General features: G+C 61.7%; 19 protein-coding genes and 1 pseudogene. 13 read left to right on the forward strand and 7 right to left on the reverse strand.

Going from position 1 to position 21896, the window contains the following annotated elements; all coding sequences use genetic code 11:
- The first annotated feature begins 10 nt into the window (after positions 1-10).
- The 9 genes from FEZ60_RS12665 to FEZ60_RS12705 all read left to right on the forward strand — a co-directional run bounded on the left by FEZ60_RS12665 (position 11) and on the right by FEZ60_RS12705 (position 9593).
- Entirely contained in the window at positions 11-784 is a 774-nt protein-coding gene (locus tag FEZ60_RS12665; RefSeq protein WP_033230813.1) for an ABC transporter ATP-binding protein, read from the forward strand.
- The gene (locus FEZ60_RS12670) at positions 777-1586 is read left to right on the forward strand and encodes an ABC transporter ATP-binding protein (protein WP_033230812.1); all 810 of its coding nucleotides are present in this window, start codon (positions 777-779) and stop codon (positions 1584-1586) included. Before FEZ60_RS12665 ends, FEZ60_RS12670 begins: the two co-directional genes overlap by 8 nt.
- On the forward strand, positions 1579-2469 hold the full coding sequence (locus FEZ60_RS12675) for a branched-chain amino acid ABC transporter permease (protein ID WP_033230811.1): 891 nt from the start codon (positions 1579-1581) through the stop codon (positions 2467-2469). The genes FEZ60_RS12670 and FEZ60_RS12675 overlap by 8 nt, the downstream gene beginning before the upstream one ends.
- The gene (locus tag FEZ60_RS12680) at positions 2462-3592 is read left to right on the forward strand and encodes a branched-chain amino acid ABC transporter permease (RefSeq protein ID WP_033230810.1); all 1131 of its coding nucleotides are present in this window, start codon (positions 2462-2464) and stop codon (positions 3590-3592) included. The genes FEZ60_RS12675 and FEZ60_RS12680 overlap by 8 nt, the downstream gene beginning before the upstream one ends.
- On the forward strand, positions 3592-5118 hold the full coding sequence (locus FEZ60_RS12685) for an AMP-binding protein (RefSeq protein WP_172936189.1): 1527 nt from the start codon (positions 3592-3594) through the stop codon (positions 5116-5118). Before FEZ60_RS12680 ends, FEZ60_RS12685 begins: the two co-directional genes overlap by 1 nt.
- Before the next feature lie 66 nt (positions 5119-5184).
- Positions 5185-6708: an AMP-binding protein gene (locus FEZ60_RS12690; protein WP_242484592.1), complete on the forward strand. Its 1524-nt coding sequence runs from the start codon at positions 5185-5187 to the stop codon at positions 6706-6708.
- Between the two features lie 27 nt (positions 6709-6735).
- Positions 6736-7461, forward strand: a complete 726-nt coding sequence (locus FEZ60_RS12695) for a GntR family transcriptional regulator (RefSeq protein WP_033230807.1) — start codon at positions 6736-6738, stop codon at positions 7459-7461.
- A gap of 33 nt (positions 7462-7494) precedes the next feature.
- Entirely contained in the window at positions 7495-8661 is a 1167-nt protein-coding gene (locus FEZ60_RS12700; protein ID WP_033230806.1) for an enolase C-terminal domain-like protein, read from the forward strand.
- Between the two features lie 8 nt (positions 8662-8669).
- Positions 8670-9593, forward strand: a complete 924-nt coding sequence (locus FEZ60_RS12705; protein WP_045071022.1) for a 2-dehydropantoate 2-reductase — start codon at positions 8670-8672, stop codon at positions 9591-9593.
- 49 nt (positions 9594-9642) lie between these two features.
- On the opposite strand, the gene leuC is transcribed toward FEZ60_RS12705, so the two are convergent.
- On the reverse strand, positions 9643-11043 hold the full coding sequence (gene leuC, locus FEZ60_RS12710) for a 3-isopropylmalate dehydratase large subunit (protein WP_346343352.1): 1401 nt from the start codon (positions 11041-11043) through the stop codon (positions 9643-9645).
- A 34-nt stretch (positions 11044-11077) separates the two neighbouring features.
- A complete protein-coding gene (locus tag FEZ60_RS12715; RefSeq protein ID WP_033230804.1) occupies positions 11078-11650 on the reverse strand; it encodes a VOC family protein in 573 nt (190 codons plus the stop codon).
- 142 nt (positions 11651-11792) lie between these two features.
- Here FEZ60_RS12715 and FEZ60_RS12720 point away from each other — a divergent pair, with 142 nt between their 5' ends.
- Entirely contained in the window at positions 11793-12410 is a 618-nt protein-coding gene (locus FEZ60_RS12720; RefSeq protein WP_033230803.1) for a TetR/AcrR family transcriptional regulator, read from the forward strand.
- 69 nt (positions 12411-12479) lie between these two features.
- On the forward strand, positions 12480-13601 hold the full coding sequence (locus FEZ60_RS12725; RefSeq protein WP_172936191.1) for an alpha/beta hydrolase: 1122 nt from the start codon (positions 12480-12482) through the stop codon (positions 13599-13601).
- 79 nt (positions 13602-13680) lie between these two features.
- On the opposite strand, the pseudogene FEZ60_RS32475 reads toward FEZ60_RS12725, so the two are convergent.
- The 4 genes and pseudogenes from FEZ60_RS32475 to FEZ60_RS12745 form a co-directional block, all read right to left on the reverse strand.
- A pseudogene (locus FEZ60_RS32475) lies at positions 13681-13881 on the reverse strand (MBL fold metallo-hydrolase); the annotation flags it as partial.
- A 610-nt stretch (positions 13882-14491) separates the two neighbouring features.
- A complete protein-coding gene (locus tag FEZ60_RS12735; RefSeq protein ID WP_172936192.1) occupies positions 14492-15934 on the reverse strand; it encodes a phospholipase D-like domain-containing protein in 1443 nt (480 codons plus the stop codon).
- Positions 15931-16170, reverse strand: a complete 240-nt coding sequence (locus tag FEZ60_RS12740) for a hypothetical protein (RefSeq protein WP_172936193.1) — start codon at positions 16168-16170, stop codon at positions 15931-15933. Before FEZ60_RS12740 ends, FEZ60_RS12735 begins: the two co-directional genes overlap by 4 nt.
- A gap of 297 nt (positions 16171-16467) precedes the next feature.
- A complete protein-coding gene (locus tag FEZ60_RS12745) occupies positions 16468-17154 on the reverse strand; it encodes an MBL fold metallo-hydrolase (RefSeq protein WP_072782419.1) in 687 nt (228 codons plus the stop codon).
- A gap of 181 nt (positions 17155-17335) precedes the next feature.
- On the opposite strand from FEZ60_RS12745, the gene uvrA reads away from it, so the two are divergent.
- Positions 17336-20296 carry an excinuclease ABC subunit UvrA gene (gene uvrA, locus FEZ60_RS12750; RefSeq protein WP_033231394.1) on the forward strand — a complete coding sequence of 987 codons (2961 nt, stop codon included), beginning with the start codon at positions 17336-17338 and terminating at the stop codon, positions 20294-20296.
- A gap of 97 nt (positions 20297-20393) precedes the next feature.
- Here uvrA and FEZ60_RS12755 read toward each other — a convergent pair whose 3' ends face one another.
- Positions 20394-21101, reverse strand: a complete 708-nt coding sequence (locus FEZ60_RS12755) for an alpha/beta hydrolase (RefSeq protein ID WP_033230799.1) — start codon at positions 21099-21101, stop codon at positions 20394-20396.
- An 86-nt stretch (positions 21102-21187) separates the two neighbouring features.
- On the opposite strand from FEZ60_RS12755, the gene FEZ60_RS12760 reads away from it, so the two are divergent.
- Positions 21188-21892, forward strand: a complete 705-nt coding sequence (locus FEZ60_RS12760) for a WYL domain-containing protein (protein ID WP_172936195.1) — start codon at positions 21188-21190, stop codon at positions 21890-21892.
- The last annotated feature ends 4 nt before the right edge of the window (positions 21893-21896 follow it).

Below are 21896 nucleotides of genomic sequence, written 5' to 3' on the forward strand. Positions count from 1 at the left end.
GAGGGCCACGATGATCGAAGTCGATTCCCTTGCAGTGAGTTACGGTTCTGCGAAGGTATTCCACGACGTGAACCTGCGCGTCGACGAGGGACAGATCGTTGCGCTGATCGGGAATAACGGTGCGGGTAAAACGACACTCCTGCGGGCACTCTCGGGAATTCTCGGTGCCCAAGGCGGACAGGTGGTCGCCGGGACGGTGCGCGGCGAGGGTCTGGACCTCGATCGGAGCAATGCAGACAAGATCGTTCGACACGGCATCGTTCAGGTGCCTGAAGGGCGTCGAATCTTCGCGCAGCTGACGGTCCAGGAGAACCTCATGGCCGGCGCGTTGTCGGTGCGTTCGCGGTCCCGCGTGGCGGCCAGCCTGCGCCGGGTCCGCGAACTGTTTCCGATCCTCGTAGAGAGGGCCGGCCAAACCGCCGGCCTGCTGTCCGGTGGAGAGCAGCAGATGCTCGCAATCGGACGGGCGCTGATGAGTGAGCCGAAGGTATTACTGATGGATGAGCCGTCGTTGGGTCTGGCTCCTCTCGTCGCTCGGCAGATCATGGACACGATTACACAGGTGAATGCGGACGGGACGAGTGTCCTACTGGTTGAACAGAATACGAGGCTTGCACTCTCCGTCGCGCACCATGCGTACGTCCTCAACGGCGGTACCATGGCCGCGCAGGGGCCGGCCGCAGACCTGATCGATTCCGACATGCTCCTCGAGCTCACACTGGGTAAGACCACCGCCCACGGTTCCGCCGTGCTGACCAAGGCAGGGGGCCGGGGTGATGAGTGAAGTAGACGGAAACCTTCTCACGGCCGAGGGACTCACGGTTCGGTTCGGCGGCGTTCTTGCACTCGATGATGTCTCGTTTGCCATCCGGCGGGGCACGATTCATTCGTTGATCGGGCCGAACGGGGCCGGGAAATCGACGTGTTTCAACGCACTCACTGCGCTGTATCCCCTGGCGTCGGGCATGGTTCGTTTCGGTGACGTGCGGCTAGATACAGTGCCACAGCACCAGATCATCACCCACGGAATTGCCCGTACGTTCCAGAATCTGGTGCTCCCGCCGCATCTGACAGTGGCGGACACACTTCGTGTCGGTCGCCACCACCGCACGCGCACTGGGATGTTCGCCGCTGCGCTTGCTCTCCCGTCAGCGCGTCGTGAGAGGACTGAGGACGACGAAGTCGTTCGCACGATGGCGGAGGCGCTGGGAATCGAGAAGTACCTCGACCAGTCCGTGGGTCCGTTGCCTTACGGCATCCGAAAGAAGGTGGAGATCGCCCGCGCTTTGTGTGCGCAGCCGTCGCTGCTGTTACTCGACGAGCCTGTTGCCGGAATGAACGATGCCGAATCGTGGGCCCTGGGTGAGCAGATACTGGAATGCCGCGATCGCTTCGATCTGACCGTGCTTCTCGTCGAGCACGACATGGACTTGGTTCTCGGTCTCTCCGACCACATCACCGTATTGCAGTCCGGCAGGGTAATTGCCGACGCCGCACCTGAAGTGGTGCAACGAGATCCCGCTGTCATCGCCGCATACCTCGGTAGTGAGGCGCCGTTCGAAGTCGAGAGGACTTCTCGTGGATAGTTTCTTGAATGCCTTGGCCGGTGGGGTCTCACTCGGCGCGCTGTATGCCGTGATGGCCCTAGGATTCGTGGTCATCTACCGAGCCACCGGGATCCTCAATTTCGCCCACGGCGGGTTCCTGCTCTCCGGCGTTTTCGTGGCGGCACTCGTCAGCGAATCGCATGGATATCTGGTCGGTGTCCTAGCCGGGTTGGCGGTGGGAGCGCTGGTCGCGATCGTCACCGACGTCGTTTTCATTCGTCAATCACGAACACAGGACCACGTAACTCTGACGATTCTTACTCTCGGCGTGAATTTGCTGATCGTCACCGAAGTCAGCCGTCGTCTCGGAGCGGAAACGTGGCCACTGAATGATCCGGTCGGGGATCGCATCGTCGAGTTCGGGATGATTACGATGCCTGCGTCCCGGCTCATTGCGCTCGGCGTTGCGGTAGCTGCGATCGCGGTGTTTCTGCTCTTGTTCCGCTTTACCAACTGGGGGCTGGCAATGCGGGTGAGCAACCAGGATGCGGAGGTTGCCAAGTTGATGGGCGTGCGTTTGTCGCGTGTCTCGTGGACGAGCTGGGCGATTGGTGGTGCACTGGCCGTTCTCGCAGGGTTGTTCCTTGCGTCCTTCCCGGCTGCAGGTGTTGCACCGTCCTTGGCGGACACAGCATTTCGCGCTTTCCCGGCTGCCGTTATCGGCGGTCTGGGATCGGTCACCGGCGCGCTGGTCGGCGGATTGATGCTCGGCCTGACGGAGGCGTTTGCGGCAACCTACGAGAGTTCTTTGGGCGGGTGGGCGCACAACCTTTCGGGTATCAGCGCCTGGATTCTTCTGCTGGTCGTCCTGCTGGTGCGTTCCGAGGGGCTGTTCAGCACAAAGCAGGTGGCCCGTGTCTAGAGGACGTTTCCTCGTGGTGGGTCTTGTGGTCGCACTGGTCATCGCGCCGTACTTCGTCGGCGAGTTCTGGTTGCAACTAGGCGGTTTGGCGATGGCGGCAGCGATCGCTGCGATGGGTTTGGCGATGCTCGTGGGCGTGGCGGGGCAGATTTCGTTGGCGCATGCGGTCTTCGTCGGTATCGGCGCCTACGGGTACGTCACATTGGCGAGCCCACCCGGTGACAATGTCTGGGGCCTGGGTTTGCCGCCTGCGGTCGCAGCCGTCGGGGCAGTGCTCACCGCGGGGATCGGGGGCCTGCTGCTCAGCCCGTTGTCGAGTCGGGTAACCGGACTCTATCTGGCGGTCGTCACCATCGGGCTTGTGTTCATCTGGGTTCACTTTCTCAACGAGGTCGAACAATTGAGCGGTGGCTACATCGGCAGAGCTGTCCCGGAATTCGAGATCCTCGGCGTGAATTTCGGTGACAGCGAACCGTGGAATGTGCTCGGTGTGCCCTTCGGCGCGGTGGAGAAACTGTGGTTGCTCGGAATCGCACTCGTAGCAGTTGCGTACATTGCGGCTCGCAGAATTGTTCAGGCCAGGCCCGGCCTGGCTCTGTCCATGGTGCGTGAGAGCGAAGTGGCGGCCTCGGCGATGGGTGTCAACGTAGGCCGGAACAAGGCTGCGGCATTCTTCGTCGCCTCCGTATACGCCGGTATTGCGGGTGTCCTTCTTGCAGTGACGATTCAGTTCATCACTCCACAGGCGTTCGGGTTCCTGCTGTCGACCGATTACCTGGTCATCATCATCATCGGTGGTCTCGGCAGCCTGCGCGGCGCCATTGCCGGCGCGGTGTTCGTCACCGCACTGCCGCGGGTGCTCGGGCAGTTCGCCGGCAACATTCCCTTTCTCGTGCCAGTAGGACAAGGCGGCATCGACGCAAACGTCATGAGCGTTTTCGTCTACTGCGGTCTACTGATTCTCGTGATCATGTTTGCCCGCGGTGGGCTCGATCGAGTTCTCGGATGGCTGCTCGGACCGACGCACCGCGCGGGCTCCAGACCTGGGCCGAAGCAAGAACTCGCGCCGCCGCCTGAGCCTGACCCGACGCCCGAACCACACCAGGAGAAGGAGACCGTCTGATGTACACCTGGCTGCATGTCCTTGACTGGCGTGCCACATCCGATCCGGACGCGCTGGCCGTGAGCGACGATCGGGAGCAGTTGACCTACCGACAGTTTCGAGCCCGCGTCGAGCGCACTGCTGCGCAGTGGTGGGCACGCGGCATTCGGCCGGACGACGTTGTGGCGGTGATCGCACGCAACAGCGCCGAATTTCTGGTTCAGACATTGGGTCTCATGAGACTCGGAGCGCTGCCGTTGCTCGTGAACTGGCGAATGACTGCGCACGAAATCGATCGTTTGCTCGATACTGCCACGCCCGCAGGTATTTTCGTCGACCAGGCCTATCAGTCCGTCATGGAGAACCGAGACGATCTCGTCCGTGTGGTTTCAGGAGCGAAGAGTGAGGGCTGGACGGGAGCGGATTGCTGCGGCGAACCACCGGCGCCGTATCCACGGGATCGGTTGCGTGCCGATCAGGCGGCGTTCCTCATGCACAGTAGTGGAACCACCGGTCTGCCCAAGATCATCCCGCTCGATCACGGCGCCCTCATCCGGGGGCTCGCGGGGTTCGCGATCGACATCGGCGACCAGCAGCGAGGCAGTCGCCACCTGGTGATGATGCCGCTGTTCCACCTCGCAGGGTTCGCCCAGGCGATGCAGTGCTTCCTCACCGGAGGAACGCTCTTCATTCACGACGGTGTCGACATCGACCGCGTCATCAACGTGATCGGGCGCGAGCGGATCAACTTCTTCACCGCCGCCCCGACTATCGTCGAGATGCTCGTTGACACGATGGAGCGGACCACACAGGACGCAGATCTGTCGAGCCTGCTCGAAGTGCAGTACGGCGCTGCCCCGATCGAATCGGAGCTGCTCGAGAGGGCGCTTCGTGTGATCTGCCGACGGTTCCGACAAATCTACGGCAGCACCGAACTCCAGGGTTTCCTGTCGGTCCTGCGACCGGAGGATCATGTCCCGGGGAGCGCTCGGCTCGCTACCGCGGGCCAGATCTCGCAGGGATGGGAGGCGCGGATCGTCGATCCCGCCGGGAACGCGCAACCGACGGGCGCACCCGGCGAGTTGTGGGTTCGTAGCGAGAATGTCATCCGCGAGTACTGGCGAAATCCCGGCGAGACCGAAGCAGCCTTCACCAGTGACGGCTGGTACCGGACGGGCGACATGGCAGTGCTCGACGAGGACAACTTCCTCCGGATCGTCGGACGTTCGAAAGACATGATCATCAGCGGCGGCGAGAACGTGTACCCCGCCGAAATCGAGCGGGCACTGCTCGACCACCCGGCAGTTGTCGACGTCGCAGTCGTTGCACGGCCGCATCCGAAGTGGGGTGAGACCCCGGTGGCGTTCGTCGTGTGCGCAGCGGGTGTCGTCCCGGATGTCGGCGAACTGGACAGCCATTGCCGAGAACGGCTGGCGGGGTTCAAGTGTCCGTCCTCGATCGAACACATCACAGAGCTGCCGCGCAATGCTCTGGGCAAGGTGCGCAAAGTCGAACTGCGCGAGCGCCTGGTAGCCGGTTCCGCCTGAACGGCCCTTCAGCTGCGCGTATAAGAGGACGAGGAGAACATGGATCATCATTATTCAATCGGACGAATGCTCGAGTACTGGTCACAGGAAAGGCCCGATTCACCTGGTATTGCCGTCGAAGGCGTTGCCGCACATACCTTTGGTGAGTGGTATCGGCACAGCAGTCGGCTCGCCAACGGCTTCGCTGTTTTGGTGCCTGATAGTGCCACCATCCGTGGCGTCGGTTTTGCGGGAAAGAGTGCAGTGTCGTGGGGAGTGGTGCTTGCTGCAGCTTCCTTGGTGAAAGCCGCTGCTACGCCACTTAATTGGCGGCTGAGCCGCCGGGAGATGCAAGAGATAGTCGCGGATGCGGACCTGGATGCGATCGTGGTCGAGGCAGAATTTATGCCGCAGTTCGGATATCCGGTACCGGAGGACGGCCGTACCCGCCTACTCGTCCCGGATGCACAGCCACAGGATTTCGAGAATTGGCTGGCGCAGTTTTCCGAGGAGCCTGTGACACCCGCCGCCGGCCCGGACGATATCGCGCTCATGGTTTATACGTCGGGAACATCCGGTCGGCCCAAGGGTGTGCAGCTGTCCAACCGGGCGATCGCTGCCAATCTTGCGTCCAACCCACCCTGGCAGATCCACCCGGGAGACGTTGTCATGGTTCCGGCGCCGAACTTCCATATTTCCGGCACCGGTTGGATCTTCTACTGTCTCGGGCTTGGCGCCGGTTCGCACCACGTTCTCGACGTCCGTCCGGAGTTGGTGCTGCCCGTCCTGGCCGGGGGCGCTGTCAACCACGCTTTGACAGTGCCCGCCGTGGTGCAGATGTTGGTCGAGCACGAGAGTGCGCGCCGCTCGACGTACCCGGAGTTGCGGACCCTGATCTATGGCGGTTCGCCGATGTCGCCCACCGTTGCCTCGGTTGCGCAGGACGTCTTCGGCTGTGACCTCATGCAAGCCTATGGAATGACCGAAACTTGCGGTCCGATAACGATTCTCGATGCAGAGGATCATCGCGGCGGCGGCCTGCTGCTCGCGTCGGCCGGTCGGCCTGTGCGCGGCGTCGAAATGGGTGTCTTCGACCCTGTCACGGGGGAACGGGTATCGGTGGGTGCGACCGGCGAGGTGTGGACACGCAGCGAGATGCTGTTGACGGGATACCACAACCAGCCGGATGAACTAGCCGCAGTGCTCAGTGGCGACGGTTGGTTCCGGACTGGAGACGCGGGCTACCTCGACGAAGACGGGTATCTGTTTCTCTGCGACCGGGTCAAGGACATGATTGTCTCCGGCGGGGAGAACGTGTATCCGGTGGAAGTGGAGAACGTGCTCATGGCGCATCCCGCTGTGCGCGACGCCGCCGTGATCGCAGTGCCGCACGAGCGTTGGGGTGAGACGGTGAAAGCCGTGATTGTGCCCACCCGCGAGGGCCTGGATGTGAGCGACGTGATCTCCTACTGCCGGCAGCATCTGGCGCACTACAAGTGCCCCACGTCGGTTGACATCGTGGCCGAACTACCGCGAAACCCCAGTGGCAAGCTTCTCAAACGTGAGCTGCGCAGGCCCTATTGGGCGCAACATGAGCGGGGGATCGCATGAATCCCCACGACCGGGAGGAAAAGATAAGTGGTAGCTCGGTATGAGGAGGTAGCGCGTTCACTCGCCCGACGGATCGAGGACGGGTCGTATCCGGTGGGCTCGAAGCTGCCGACGGAGATAAGCCTCGCCGACAGCTACGCAGTGTCCCGAGCCACGGTCCGTTCGGCGTTGGGTTCCCTGGAGAGCTTGGGCATGGTGTCGCGGCGACGCAAGATCGGGACAACGGTGGAATCCATCCAGCCCACCGGCGGATATTCGCGCACCGTCACGAACATGAACGATTTGCTGCAGTACTCGGTCGAGACTCGACGGCTGGTGCTGACTCGAGACGGCGTGGTTGCCGATCAGCTGTTGGCTGAGCAGATCGGCGGCCATGCCGGTGATCGGTGGGCGCGCATCCGGATGTTGCGCCTCGGTGATCTCGGTGAAGAGAGCCCGGTGTGCCACACGGACGTGTACCTCGATCCTGACGTCGCCGCTACCGTCGGAGACCGCCTCGAACGCCCGGACGGTCTCATCAACGAGATCGTCGAGCGGTGTACCGGGCGCCTGACCGATCGCGTCGAGCAGCGAATCCGTGCGTGCGCCTTGCCGAACGACCTTGCCGATCTATTGCGTGCCGAGGCGGGTTCGCCCTGCCTCGAAATCACCCGCAGATATGTAGAGAGCTCGGGGGCGGTAGCCCAGGTGACGGTGTCGATACACCCGGGCGATCGATTCGACTTCAACGTGTCGATGCAGCGGCGTCGTTGAGAACAGCTAGCTCAGAACAGCTATGGAGGAAAATTGAGGATCACCGAGATCCGCGAGCTTGATGTGCCGCTGGTCGGCGCCATCTCGAACGCGGTTGTCAGCTTCGATCGGCACAAGGTGTCCCTTGTCGCCGTTGTCACCGACATAATTCGGAACGGGCGTCCGTTGGTGGGTGTTGCCTTCAACTCGATCGGGAGGCACTCGCAGGGCGGTATTCTGCGCGAACGGATGATTCCGCGGGTCCTCGAGGCAGACCCGGACACTCTGCTGTCGCCGACCACCGGGTTGCTGGATCCTGCTCGGGTTCTGAAGGTCGCCCGCACAGACGAGAAGCCAGGAGGTCACGGAGACCGCGCGGCGGCGGCGAGTGCGATCGAACTGGCGGTGTGGGACGTGCTCGCCAAGTACCACGATGAACCGGTTTACCAGACGATCGCGCGAGCATACGGCCGGACGCCGCTGGCTTCGGGTGCGCCGGTCTACGCCGCCGGAGGTTACTACCAGGACATCGACGACCTGGGGAGATTGCGAGCTGAGATCGCCGGTTACCGGGCTGCCGGATACTCGGCCGTCAAGATCAAGATCGGTGGGGTCGAACTCGGCGAGGATCTGCGCCGGATCGATGCTGCCATCGAGGTCACCGGGAGCGGACGACATCTGGCGGTCGATGCAAACGGTCGTTTCGACCGTGACCAAGCCTTGAAATACGCCGAGGCGCTCGCCCCCTATGGTCTGCGCTGGTACGAGGAGGCGGTCGATCCGCTCGATTACGCCCTGTGCAGCGATCTGTGCGAGGTCTACGACGGCGTGATCGCGACTGGCGAGAACCTTTTTTCCACACAAGACGTCGGTAACCTCCTCCGATTCGGTGGTCTACGACCGGATCGCGACATCCTCCAGATGGATGCGGGACTGAGTTACGGCCTGACCGAGTACGCGGAAATGATTGCGCTGATGGAACACCGGGGCTTCGATCGAACGGCCGCAATGCCCCACGGTGGGCACCTGATGAATCTGCATATCGTCGTCGGGTTGGGTTTGGGCGGTTGCGAAGCGTATCCGGGTGTCTTCCAACCGTTCGGCGGTTACAGCGACGATTGTGTCCTGGCCGACGGACTGATTCGACCCGCGGACAACCCCGGGTTCGGGTTGGAGGCGAAGTCGGGTCTGGCCGAGAGAATCGTGGAGTTGGTGACATGAACCAATCTCTGAAGATTGCAGTAGTAGGTTGCGGCGCAATGGGTTCCGTGTACGCAGGCCGCTTGTCTGGGGCCGGCCACGACGTGCTGGTGGTGGACCGCTGGGGAGATCACGTTCAGGCCATCTCAACCTCGGGTCTGCGAATTTCAGGTCCGGACGGGGAACGTGTGGTGCCTGTGCGCGCTTTCCTGACGATCCCGAACGAGTCGGTTGATCTCGTCGTACTCGCTGTCAAGGCCGCCGACGTCGCCGGCGCCGCCGCCTCCCTCGGGATGTTGATCGGTGACGACACCGTGGTGCTCACGATTCAGAACGGATTGGGATCGGCGGACGAGGTCGCTCGGCACGTCGGCGCAGACCGACTGGCTGTGGGCATTGCAAGCGGTTTCGGCGCGTCGCTGATCGCTCCTGGCCGGGTGAATCACAACGCGATGAGGGCGATGCGATTCGGTGCTTACGAAGATCTCTCGTTCGAGGCCGTCGACAGGGTTGCCGGTGCGTGGCGGACAGCGGGATTCGACGCGCTGGCTGTGGCCGACATCGCAGCGATGCAGTGGGAGAAGCTGATCTGCAATGTCGCATACAGTGCGCCGTGTGCGCTCACCGGTCTCACCGTGGGCGATGTGCTCGATCACGAGCACATGGGTCCGGTCAGCCGGGCCGCCGCGACGGAGACCTGGGAGATAGCCAGGGCCCGCGATATCGCGATCGATGTGGCAGACCCGGTCGCTTTCGTACGGGATTTCGGTGCGGCGATGCCCGCAGCAAAACCGTCGGCGCTACTCGATCACGAAGCCGGGCGGGTCAGTGAGATCGGATCGATCAACGGCGCTGTTCCCCGAGAAGCCGCAAAGGTGGGGCGGCTTGCGCCGGTCAATGCGACGCTGACGGCACTGGTCCGAACCCGTGAAGCCGGATTCGGGGTTCGATAGGCAGACGGAGCCGAGTGTTGCGACCGGCTCGGTGGTTAAACCGGCCGGCTCAGTGGTCCCCAGGACCGCTGAGCCGGCCGCGCACTGCCGTCATCGCCGCTACTGCAGGCGATACCAGGTGAGTCCGCGCCCCAGGGCCTTGGCGACCCTCGAAATTCCGATTGGTCGTCGATGCCGAACGTTGTCCGGGACCAAGTGCATCCGGGTTCATGGCAGTGCACATCGAACACCCGGCGGAACGCCACGCAAATCCGGCCTGAGTGAAGATCCGGTCGAGGCCCTCAGCCTCGGCCGCCGCCGCAACGGCTCGTGAACCGGGAACGACGAGGGCCCGGACGCCGGGAGCAACGGTGCGGCCTGTGAGAACCTGGGCTGCCGCACGTAAGTCTTCGAGCCGACCGTTGGTACACGATCCGATGAAAACAGTGTCAATTGTTATGTCGCGCATAGGCGTTCCTGGCTCGAGGGCCATGTAGGCAAGGGCGCGTGTCGCCGCTTCGCGCTCGGCGGGATCGCTGTAGTCGTCGGGGGATGGGACAAAGCCGTCCAGCGAGACCGAGTGACTGGGGATGGTGCCCCAGGTGACCGTGGGGGAGACGTCGGAGGCGGACAATTCGTGCGTGTAGTCGAAGAGGGCGCCGTCGTCCGTCTGCAAGGTTTGCCAGTAGGTGAGCACCTGGTTCCACAAAGCGCCTGTCGGAGCGTGCTTGCGGCCGCGCAGATAAGCAAAGGTCACGCCGTCGGGGGCAACCAGGCCGCCGCGTGCGCCGCATTCGATAGTCATGTTGCACAAGGTCATTCGCTGTTCCATGCTGAGCGAACGAATCGCGCTTCCGCGGTATTCGATGACGCTTCCGGCGCCGCCGTTGGGACCTAGAGTGCGAACGACGTACAGGGCGAGGTCTTTTGCGCTCACGCTGGTGTCGAGATGGCCGTCGACGCATACCTGCATCGAATTCGGCTTCTCCATGCGGAGTGTTTGTGTCGCCATGACGTGCTCGACCTGACTCGTTCCGATCCCGAATGCAAGTGCGCCGAACGCTCCGTGGGTGGAGGTGTGCGAATCGCCGCACACGATTGTCAGGCCGGGCTGCGTCAAGCCCTGCTCGGGTCCGATGACGTGAACGATGCCGTTGCCGGCTGAGTCCATGGGGTTGTGTGGCACACCGAAGGCCGCGCAGTTGCGGCGAACCAACTCCAATTGCAGTCGGCTCATCGAATCCGAGATGGGAGACCCAGCTCCGGTGGTAGGTACGTTGTGGTCCTCCGTCGCCATGGTCAGATCCGGCCGACGGACTGGACGGCCCGCGGCCCGGAGTCCCTCGAAGGCTTGTGGAGACGTCATTTCGTGAAGCAAGTGCAGGTCGACGTAGAGCAGGTCGGGGCCGGTTTCGCCGCGAACCACAACGTGCTCGTCCCAGAGCTTGTCGAACAGGGTACGCGGCGCCACGGCCCGTCCTTCCGGTATTCAGTCAGTGCTGGCTCTAGTCGTTGACGGATACGGGCTTACGGCGGTCCGCTCCAGTTCGCGGAGTGTGTGAGACGTCGTGCGGACCGAAGGCACGCATCCAGCATGCGAACTCGAGGAGTATGCCGTCGGGGTCCTGGAAGTAGAACGAGCGGACGTACACGCCGTCGTGCATCTCGGTCGCGATCTGGGAAGGGCTGTCGTCGTGATTCACGAGAGGGCCCACCCGGACACCTGATTCCTTCAGCTTCTGGCGATAGTCCTGGAACTTCTCCGGTGGGACATCGAACGCGATGTGATTGAGCGAACTCACAGCGCTCGTCCATTCGCCGAAGCCGGGCTTCTCGACCGGCGCGGAAATGCCTGGCACGCCGTCGGGAGCGTCGGTGAACCAGAAGAACGCTAGTGAGTTCCCGTTGCCGACGTCGAAGAAGAAATGTTGTCCGATGCCGTCGGGAAGATCGACGGTCTTTACGAGCGGAAAGCCGAGGATGTTGGTGTAGAAGTCCACCGTCCTTTCCATATCCGAGCAGACGAGCGCGACATGGTTGAAGCCGCGGACTTCGAAACGGGGCGAGTTCATGGGCATCCCTTCCAGAGTAAAAATATGATTCTAACATCAGATTCATATGCGGACAATGGTCGTGCAGTGAGCAGTGGGCGCAGCCTTAACGTGCTTCTGGTGTAGAAAGACGGCTGGAGATCCAAGGCTGCCGTGAAAGGGTGCGCACATGACTGGTCCTGAGAAGGCGCGACCGACAAAGCGTGGCCGCGAGACGTTGGAAGCGATCGATGCGGCTGCACGAAAGGTGATCGCGAAGAAAGGCTTCCTCAAGATGCGCGTGGCTGACATTCTCGCGGAAGCCGGAAGATCGCCGGCCTCGTTCTACAACTACTACGAATCCAAGGAGGCGTTGCTCGAGAGTTGGGCACGTCAGTTCCAGGTGGATGCGCGTGTGCGTGCGCAGGCCAATCGGAAGCTGGTCGGCCGCGAACCGCGGCAGCGTGTAGAGGCTTCAGCCAGGGCCCACTGGGAGACATACCGAGAGCGACTTGCGGAGATGGTGGGGGTCTTTCAGCTCGCCATGGTCAACGACGACTTCGCTCGGGTCTGGGACGAGCTCTGTGACGAAGCTATTTCCGGTATTGCCGAGGAAGTCGTCATTGCGCAGGAACGGGGATACTGCCCTGGCGTCGATCCGCGTCTCACCGCCACGGCGATTGTGGGGATGTTGAACATGTTCAGTTACGAGAAGCTGGCTAACGGGGGCGCCGCAGGCGTAGATGACGAGGCATGCATCGCCACGTTGACCGAGATCTGGTTCCGTGCCGTGTATTGGCGCGAGTGAGAGGTATGGACTTATGGCTCGGCGCCGTGGTACTAAATCTGAACCCAGATTTATAAACAAGGAGTCGTAGTGGCCATCGAACGCACCTTTGTCGGACTGCCGAGTCTTAACCTTCCCCGGATGGGCGCGGGTGGACACCCGTGTCAGGGTCTCTACCACCGGCGGGCCGGAACGCGCCCGAAGACGGCGGTCATCGCGACGCACTACCAAATCGACTTTTCCGAGCATTACATGGCGGATTATCTTGCGGAACGGGGGATCGGCTTCCTCGGCTGGAATACCCGGTTCCGCGGCGACGAGGCGAGATTCATCCTGGATTACGCACTCAGTGATATCGGAGTTGGCGTTCGTTGGCTCCGAGAGGAAGCCGGTGTGGAGAACGTCATCCTGCTTGGCAACTCGGGCGGTGGTTCGCTCATGGCGGCTTACCAGTCTCAGGCGGTGGCACCGAGTATCACACCGTTACCCGGAATGTCCCTGGCGGCAGGTGTCGAAAACCTGCCGGCCGGCGACGCGTACATCTCTACCGCAGCTCACCTGGGTCGGCCTGACGTTCTCACTTCATGGATGGACGGTTCGGTCACTGATGAGAGCGATCCTCTGGCAACCGATTCATCCCTCGACTTGTTCGATCCGGCTAACGGGCCTGCTTACAGTGTCGAGTTCGTCGAGCGCTACCGGGCCGCGCAGGTTGCCAGAAACCATCGCATCACCCGATGGGTGAAGGAGGAATTCGAGCGACTCACCGCCGCGGGCTACCACGACCGGCCGTTTTCGGTGTTCCGGACCTGGGCTGATCCGCGGATGGTCGATCCGACCCTCGAACCCACCAATCGCAAGGCGAACCTCTGCTACGCCGGAGTGCCGGAGCGCGCCAACCGGTCGGTCTTTGGAATTGCCTCGGCCTGCACCTTGCGGACGTGGCTTTCGCTATGGAGTCTCGAGGACTCGCAGACGCGGGCGGTCGCGCATCTGCCCAACATCACCGTTCCCGCACTTGTGGTCAACGGTTTGCAGGATACGGGTGTGTTCCCCAGTGATGCTGACGCGATCCACGGGTTGATTGGCGCGCAGGACAAGGAGTTTCACGCGTTGGAGGCGGATCACTACTTCCTCACCTCCGGTGCCCGTGACGAGCTTGCCGATCTGACAGCAGCCTGGATCGAGAAGCGATTCGGAGTGTCGAGCTAGTCACAGTTTCTTCGAAATCGAATCTTCGACGACGCCCGCTCCGGTATTCGATACCGGAGCGGGCGCCCCCATCTCCAAGTCACCAACCGCGTTCGCGCCACTCCTGCAAGTGCGGACGCTCGGCGCCGAGTGTCGTGTCCTTGCCATGGCCGGGCTAGACGATGGCGGAGTCGTCGTAGCGTCCGAAGAGCTTTGTCTCGACATCGCTGAGCAGTGAGGTGAATTTCTCAGGATCAGCGGTCTTCTCCACTCCGCCTGGGAAGAGCGAGTCGCTGGTGAACGTGAACCTGGCCTGACAGTTCGGTGAGTTCGCAATGATCGCCGGCCCCGCAGAAGCGATCGAACTTATCATCGCGGATTCTCGGCTCGACGCGGTAATTCATGATCCCGAGGAAAATCCTCCTTTCTATCACTGAATATCGAATGTCTTCGGATCGGCGGTGAGTTCAAAGTGAAAGTTTGGAAGATCGACAAAATATTTTCAGTTCCGGAACGAACTGGCTGATTGATAACTAACGCTTCCGGATTTCGTCGAAAAAGGGGGGATCGGTAGGTTTAGTCACGAAACGGGGATGGTGCCGTTGCAAGGCGGAATGTTCGCCCCCACGACCTGCGCATCGATCTGCGCCGGGATAGATGAAAAGCGCCGCGGCCGATTTGATCATCGATTGGAACGATCAATCGAGTCGTACTACTGCGAGCAGCTTGAGATGAGATCGGGTTCGCGCTGCCAGCGTGTCCAGTGCGGCGAACCCCTCGGCCCCGCGCCGTTGCCGTGTGTTCCGCACGCGACGACTGCATGGCGACCTCCAACGTCAGGGATGTCGAATATGTCGTGACGACTTCCATTGTTACTTCTCCGATCGACAGGTCGTGGAGCGGTTCGAGTCTCAGCGTCTGTCGAGGAGACGGCGTATCCCGTCGATTCGGTCGCTCAGCCTCGGTGGCGTACGTTCCGGATCCATCAGTGCATTTTCAGCGAGCACGTGGTCTTCGCTGTCGACTGTGTTTCGGTCGAATTCACGCAGACTGCGGGCGTCGGAGGACGCAAGTGCGCGAACCGTCGTCAACAGTGAGTGCTCCCGCAACTCGTCGTCGATCTCATTCTCGGTGACGTCGAGGTGCTCGCTGAGCAGTCGGCGCCGCAGTCCGACGATCGAGGCCCGCAACTCGACATCTGAATCGTCGTAGGATTCGACGGCGATGTCACATTCGGTGTCGAAGCCCATCGAACGGTTGTTGAGGTTCGACGACCCGATTCGCAGGAGTCGATCATCCATCACCAGGATCTTTGCGTGCACGTAAATTGGTGCACCAGAGGAGGTCACGGGATAGAACGCACCGAACCGGTCATGGACGTCAGCGGTCCACAACAGATGCAACAGGTCGTGGCGTGCCCCATCCATCGCCTTTTGTTCCAACCACCCGTCGGCATTGCGCGGAATGACCAGAACGATCTCCGGTCCGTCGGCCTCGCGCAGGCGTGCGGCGATCGCCTCGGCCAGAGTGCGTGAGGCGAGGTACTGGCTTTCGATGTACAGCGTGTGTTCGGCACCGGCGATGGCCGCGAGATAAAGCGCCTCGATCTCGCGTACCTCAGTGCGTTCGTCGAGTTCCGGCAGAGTTCTGGCGATAGCTACGTCGACCACCCGCAATGTGGGTGCCAGATTGACGGGCCACGGTGTTGCCGTGCTCTTGACCGGTCTCAGGTCCTCGCCGGTTGCGGATTTCCAGCGTGCCCGCGCCAATTCACCGATGGCCGCAGCTGCACTGCCGTCTACCGCTGTGGTCGCGTCATGCCAAGGGCCGTAACGCCTTCCGCTCGGTGTGATTCGGTAGTCGTTGCGGTCGACGTGATCCGAGGTGTCCCAGCGGTCCACCGTCATGTCGATGCCGCCGCAGAACGCCAGAGCATCGTCGATCACGATGATTTTCTGATGGTGTGCGGCGCCCACGGGGTGGGCGCCGTCGATTTCGAACCGAAGACGCTCGTTGGTCAACCAGTTCGACACGAAGACGGGAGTCATGCCGCGTCCGATTGCGGTGAAGGCCCCTATGTTCCATTTCAGGACGAGGATTTCGAGGTCGGGTTTCTCGCGGACAAGCCAGCGTAGGAACATGCCCAGCCGATTAGGGCCGTCGAGCGTCTTCTCTCGCGGCTCGAGTTTGATGCGCGTGTCGAAGTCCCAGCCGATCAACATGATTCGTTTCTCAGCTTGCAGCATCGCGGACTTCGCATGATGAAAGTAGTCAGCGGCATCGACAATGCAGGCAAGATTATCTGCCGGCTCGATGCGCCAGCAGGTTTCGCCCGGCGCCAGAATTCTGCTCACACGTCGACCAAATCGGCGTGGGCAGTTTCCGACACTGCTTCCTTGGATACTTCTCGCGCCACGACCCCGACATGTGTGGCGAGTAACTCCGAAAGCTCTTCCCCAGCAACGGCGCTGGCTACCGATCCGAAGATTTTGACCTCGGATGCTCCGTGGTGGCGGCGCACCGACTTCCGTTCAGTGCGCTTCGCGCTCGACACGGACCGCAGTTGCCGACTGTGGAGCGGTGCGGTCATGTGGGCTCCTTGGAAGTGACGGTTCGCGATGATGATACCGCTCAGCTAGAGAAGTCGAGGAGCTGTCCTAGCTCCCCGTTCCAGCTATCGCGGCCGTGAGTGACGGACCCTGGGTAGGTGTTGCGGCCCAGTAAGCTGCTTGGCCGCGGAGCTGGTCCGATTGTCGACAACTTGGAGTCGAAGTCCATTCGGTCTGAGTCGGCTGCTGAGCGACTTCCCGGACTGACCACGTCCGTCGACGGGCGGTCATCCCCAACGCGCGTGGCGGGGCAGCACTGGGGATGTGCGGTGCAAGGGTCACCAACCGCGTTCGCGCCACTCCTGCAAGTGCGGACGCTCGGCGCCGAGTGTCGTGTCCTTGCCGTGGCCGGGGTAGACGATGGCGGAGTCGTCGTAGCGTCCGAAGAGCTTGGTCTCGACATCACTGAGCAGTGAGGTGAATTTCTCGGGATCAGCGGTCTTACCCACTCCGCCTGGGAAGAGCGAGTCGCCGGTGAAAATGTGAACCTGGCCCGACGGTTCGGTGAGCACGAGTGCGATGGAGCCGGGGGTGTGGCCGGACAGGTGGATGACATCCAAGGTCAGGTTTCCGACCGTGACGCTGTCGCCGTCCTCGAGCAGAATGTCCGGGGTCACGGGAAGTGCATCGGCATCGAGCGGATGCGCAGCGGTTGGCACGTTGGTAGCAGCGTGGACGTCTTTCAGAGCCAGCCAGTGGTCGCCATGCTGGTGTGTTGTGACGATGGAGTCGAACACCGGAGCTTCCTGCTCGATCAGCGCAACGATTTTCTCGGCTTCGTTGGCCGCGTCGATCAGGATTGATTTCCCGGTTGCGGAACAGACCACGAGGTAGGTGTTGTTGTCCATGGGGCCGACTGACATCTTCGTGATGGTTGCACTGTCGATAGTGCGTCGTTGAGGCGCAGAATCGGGGGAGAGCTGACCGGTATAGGAGTTGTCGATCACGATGGGCTGATTCGTCATGATTCGCAGGCTACCTTCGAATAGGGGCTGGTAGAACGCTGGGTTCATGCTTGCAGCCAAAACATGTCGGTGGCTCGGCCTACCATGGCGTCGTTCGAGGACTCGCTGCGTTTGAGTGCTCGAGATGTCGGTGATGTCGCTGGTGGACAGCCCTAGATGAATGACGATGAAGGGAATTGGTGTGTCGGATCGCCTGATCGTGCGGGGTGCGCGAGAGCACAATCTGCGAGGAGTCGACCTGGATCTCCCGCGAGACAGCATGATCGTCTTCACGGGTTTGTCGGGTTCGGGTAAATCCAGCCTTGCGTTCGACACGATCTTCGCCGAAGGACAGCGCCGGTATGTCGAGTCACTCTCGGCGTACGCGCGTCAGTTCCTGGGCCAGATGGACAAACCAGATGTCGATTTCATCGAAGGCTTATCGCCTGCGGTGTCGATCGATCAGAAGTCGACCAACCGGAACCCCCGGTCAACCGTCGGAACCATTACCGAGGTCTACGACTATCTTCGTCTTCTCTATGCCCGCGCAGGTTCCGCTCACTGCCCGGTGTGTGGGGAGAAAATCGCACGCCAGACCCCTCAACAGATTGTCGATCAGGTCCTCGACATGGAGGAGGGCATCAAGTTTCAGGTCCTCGCTCCGGTTGTGCGCACCCGCAAGGGCGAGTTCGTCGATCTTTTCGAGCAGCTCAATACGCAGGGTTACTCACGTGTGCGGGTTGATGGTGTCGTCTACCCGTTGACCGATCCGCCGAAGCTGAAGAAGCAGGAAAAGCACGACATCGAAGTTGTCGTCGATCGTCTTCAGGTGAAGGCAAGCTCCAAGCAGCGACTGACGGATTCGGTGGAGACCGCTCTCCGGCTTGCCGAAGGCATTGTTGTTCTCGACTTTGTCGACCGTGAAGAAAACGCGCCCGATCGGGAGCGACGATTCTCCGAGAAGTTGGCGTGCCCCAACGCCCATCCACTCGCGATCGACGATCTCGAGCCGCGTTCGTTCTCGTTCAACTCGCCGTACGGAGCCTGCCCGGAGTGCACGGGTCTGGGTATTCGCAAAGAGGTAGACCCCGAACTTGTTGTACCCGACGCGGAATTGAGCCTCGAGGACGGAGCAATCGCGCCGTGGTCGATGGGGCAGAGTTCCGAGTACTTCGGGCGCTTGTTGTCCGGCCTCGGCGACATCCTCGGCTTCGACATGAAGACGCCGTGGAACAAGCTTCCAGCCAAGGCGCGCAAGGCAATTCTCGAGGGCAGTGAGGAACAGGTCCACGTCCGGTACAAGAACCGGTACGGCCGTACCCGTTCTTACTACGCGGAGTTCGAGGGCGTCATGCCCTTCCTGCATCGCAGGCTCGAGCAGACCGAATCCGATCAGATGAAGGAACGCTACGACGGCTACATGCGCGACACCCCGTGTCCCGCGTGTGGCGGTGCGCGACTGCGTCCGGAAATCCTGTCGGTGACCATTGCCGCCGGAGATTTCGGCAGCAAGTCCATCGCGGAGGTGTGTGAACTCTCGATCTCCGACTGCGCAGATTTCCTGAACAGTCTCACGCTCGGTTCACGCGAAGAAGCCATCGCGGGACAGGTGCTCAAGGAAGTTCAGGCCCGCCTCGGATTCCTCCTCGACGTCGGCCTCGAGTATCTCTCGCTGTCGCGTGCCGCTGGCACCCTGTCCGGCGGCGAGGCCCAGCGAATCCGGCTGGCAACGCAGATCGGTTCGGGTCTTGTCGGTGTGCTCTACGTGCTGGACGAGCCGTCCATCGGTTTGCACCAGCGAGACAACCGTCGCCTGATCGAAACACTGACCAGGCTTCGCGATCTCGGCAATACCCTGATTGTGGTCGAGCACGACGAAGACACGATTCGTACCTCCGACTGGGTGGTCGACATCGGTCCGTATGCCGGAGAGCACGGCGGCCAGGTAGTCCATAGCGGACCCTACGAAGAGCTGCTCACCTGCGACGAGTCGATTACCGGCGCTTATCTGTCCGGGCGAAAGTTCATCGAGGTCCCGGAGATCCGTCGCCCGGTCGATCGTAAGCGTCAGGTCACCGTTGTCGGTGCGCGTGAGCACAACCTCGACGGCATCGATGTGAGCTTCCCATTGGGTGTTCTCACCGCGGTTACCGGTGTTTCCGGTTCGGGCAAGTCGACATTGGTGAACGACATCCTGGCCACCGTCATGGCCAACAAGCTCAACGGCGCGCGTCAGGTGCCTGGCCGCCACACCCGAATCAACGGACTCGACCAACTCGACAAGTTGGTTCAGGTTGATCAGTCGCCGATCGGCCGTACCCCGCGGTCCAACGCGGCTACCTACACCGGTGTGTTCGACAAGATTCGTACGCTGTTCGCTGCCACAACCGAAGCCAAAGTGCGCGGCTATCAGCCGGGGCGTTTCTCGTTCAACGTCAAGGGCGGTCGCTGCGAGGCATGCTCGGGTGACGGCACACTCAAGATCGAGATGAACTTCCTGCCCGACGTGTACGTACCCTGCGAGGTTTGCCACGGGGCTCGGTACAACCGCGAGACACTCGAGGTTCACTACAAGGGCAAGTCCATCGCCGAGGTACTGGACATGCCCATCGAGGAGGCAGCGGAGTTCTTCCAGCCGGTCACCTCGATTCACCGGTACCTGAAGACTCTGGTGGACGTCGGTCTCGGTTACGTGCGACTGGGACAGCCGGCACCGACGCTGTCCGGCGGCGAGGCGCAGCGCGTCAAGCTTGCCGCCGAGCTTCAGAAACGTTCCACCGGACGTACCGTCTACATCCTCGACGAGCCGACAACCGGCCTGCATTTCGAGGACATTCGCAAGTTGCTGATCGTCATCAACGGATTGGTCGACAAGGGCAACAGTGTCATCGTGATCGAGCACAACCTCGATGTCATCAAGACATCGGACTGGGTTGTCGACATGGGTCCCGAAGGTGGATCCGGCGGCGGAACCGTTGTGGCAGAAGGAACTCCGGAAGAAATTGCCGCAGTGCCCGAGAGCTACACCGGCAAGTTCCTCAGCGAGGTACTCAGTGCGCAACAGGCTCCCGTGAAGAAGAAGACTGTGGCGAAGAAGCGCGCCGCGAAGGCTACGGCCCCCAAGAAGGCTGCGCCGCGGAAGAAGTCCGCATCGGTGGCCTGACAGGGTGAGATAGGCGCGATCGCAGTGATGCCGGGACGGTTTGTCGTCCCGGCATCACTGCTGCGTCGTGACGCTATGCGTCTGCTGCGTCGTGACGCTATGCGTCTGCTGCGTCGAGAATGGTTTCGGCCAACTCCTTCGGGCGTGACCACATCGGCCAGTGTCCGGTCGGAAGATCGACGTACGTCACCGGCAACTTCGCGAGTTCGACGGCAATGGGAAATCCACCATCAGCCATCTGTTTGATGACGTCGGAGGGATAGCTGCTGCACACCACAGTGGTGGGAACCGAATAGCGTCTCGGATCGGTCAGGACGATCTGATCTCGAGCTGCGCCCGCAGGTTCGGGGACAGCGCGGTCACGAAACGCCGTCAAGGCGTCGTCGTCGAGTCCCTCGATGCTGCTCCCGTCTGCTTCCAGTTCGGCCCAAGGCGGTAGTGGAACCTCGATCGCATCCTCGGCGAGATCGGGTCGAAGAGCGGTGCCATCCGGCATCGGACCGCTGTCGACGTAGACGATGCGCGCAATCTGGTCGGGTACGCGATCGGTCGCGGCGTACCCGGACGCTCCGGCGCCGCTGTGCACGACCAGGATCGTGCGTTCGTCCGACCTCGAGACGGCGTCGACGATTGCGCTGACGTGGGAATCGAGAGTCACGGTGTTCCGGGGCGAGTCCACCGACTCGAGTCCCGGAAGTGTTAGTGCGGTTACGTGGGTGTCAGGGCGTTGAAGGTGGGGGAGTACCGCGTCCCACGCCCATGCGCCGAGCCAGAATCCGGGAACCAGAACGATGTGAGTTTTCATGAGCCCATAGTGGCGGGCTATCGGTGACAACTGCGTGTCACCGATTTTGTCACCGTTTGGTATCGAAATTTGGGACAATCGGAAACGTGAATCGAGCGGCCAGATTGCACGCACTCCTCGAGGAGTTGCGTCGTCGTGGCGATCGCGGGTCAAATGCGGCGCAGTTGGCGGCGCAATTCGGTGTCACGCCGCGCACAGTCAAGCGTGACATCGAGACATTGACGGAGTCGGGATCCGCGATCGAAGGTCGCTGCGGACCTGGCGGCGGTTACCGTCTGATTGGGCGCGCGACGCTACCTCCGGTGAATTTCACTGTCCCGCAGGCAGTGTCGATCGCCTTGGCCTTGACTGCTGTCGGAGACGCTCCGTTCGCGGACGACGGACGGGCAGCCCTGGCCAAACTACTCGACGTCATGGACGCCGACAGTCGGGCCAGAGTTGAGGAACTCAGCGGGCGCGTCTGGGTTCGGCATGACGAAGAATCTGATGACGAATCAGGAGTGAACCGGCGCGCGATCGAGCAGGCTTTGGAACGTAAGTGTGTTGTGTCGTTGCGGTACATCGACGGAGACGGTGCCGAATCGACGCGTGCGGTCGAGCCACATTTGCTGGCTCACGCCCGAGATCGGTGGTTCGTGATCGGTTGGTGCCGAACGAGGGACGCGGTTCGGTGGTTCCGTCTCGATCGGATCCAGAAAGCGACGCTGACCAAGGAGCTTTTTGATCCTCGAGAGACTGCGCTGTTCGGAGAGCCGCCGCCGACGGCTCGCTCGGCAGCTGACGCGAGTTGACGGC

Source organism: Rhodococcus sp. MS16 (genome assembly GCF_013277795.1).
Classification (GTDB): domain Bacteria; phylum Actinomycetota; class Actinomycetes; order Mycobacteriales; family Mycobacteriaceae; genus Rhodococcus_F; species Rhodococcus_F globerula.

What these genes read in the sequence shown, in the direction of transcription:
- FEZ60_RS12665 (WP_033230813.1), top strand. Translation starts at nt 11, where the DNA reads ATGATCGAAGTCGATTCCCTTGCAGTGAGTTACGGTTCTGCGAAGGTA.
- FEZ60_RS12670 (WP_033230812.1), top strand. Translation starts at nt 777, where the DNA reads ATGAGTGAAGTAGACGGAAACCTTCTCACGGCCGAGGGACTCACGGTT.
- FEZ60_RS12685 (WP_172936189.1), top strand. Translation starts at nt 3,592, where the DNA reads ATGTACACCTGGCTGCATGTCCTTGACTGGCGTGCCACATCCGATCCG.
- FEZ60_RS12690 (WP_242484592.1), top strand. Translation starts at nt 5,185, where the DNA reads ATGCTCGAGTACTGGTCACAGGAAAGGCCCGATTCACCTGGTATTGCC.
- FEZ60_RS12715 (WP_033230804.1), bottom strand. Translation starts at nt 11,650, where the DNA reads ATGCCCATGAACTCGCCCCGTTTCGAAGTCCGCGGCTTCAACCATGTC.
- FEZ60_RS12720 (WP_033230803.1), top strand. Translation starts at nt 11,793, where the DNA reads ATGACTGGTCCTGAGAAGGCGCGACCGACAAAGCGTGGCCGCGAGACG.
- FEZ60_RS12740 (WP_172936193.1), bottom strand. Translation starts at nt 16,170, where the DNA reads ATGACCGCACCGCTCCACAGTCGGCAACTGCGGTCCGTGTCGAGCGCG.
- FEZ60_RS12745 (WP_072782419.1), bottom strand. Translation starts at nt 17,154, where the DNA reads ATGACGAATCAGCCCATCGTGATCGACAACTCCTATACCGGTCAGCTC.
- FEZ60_RS12755 (WP_033230799.1), bottom strand. Translation starts at nt 21,101, where the DNA reads ATGAAAACTCACATCGTTCTGGTTCCCGGATTCTGGCTCGGCGCATGG.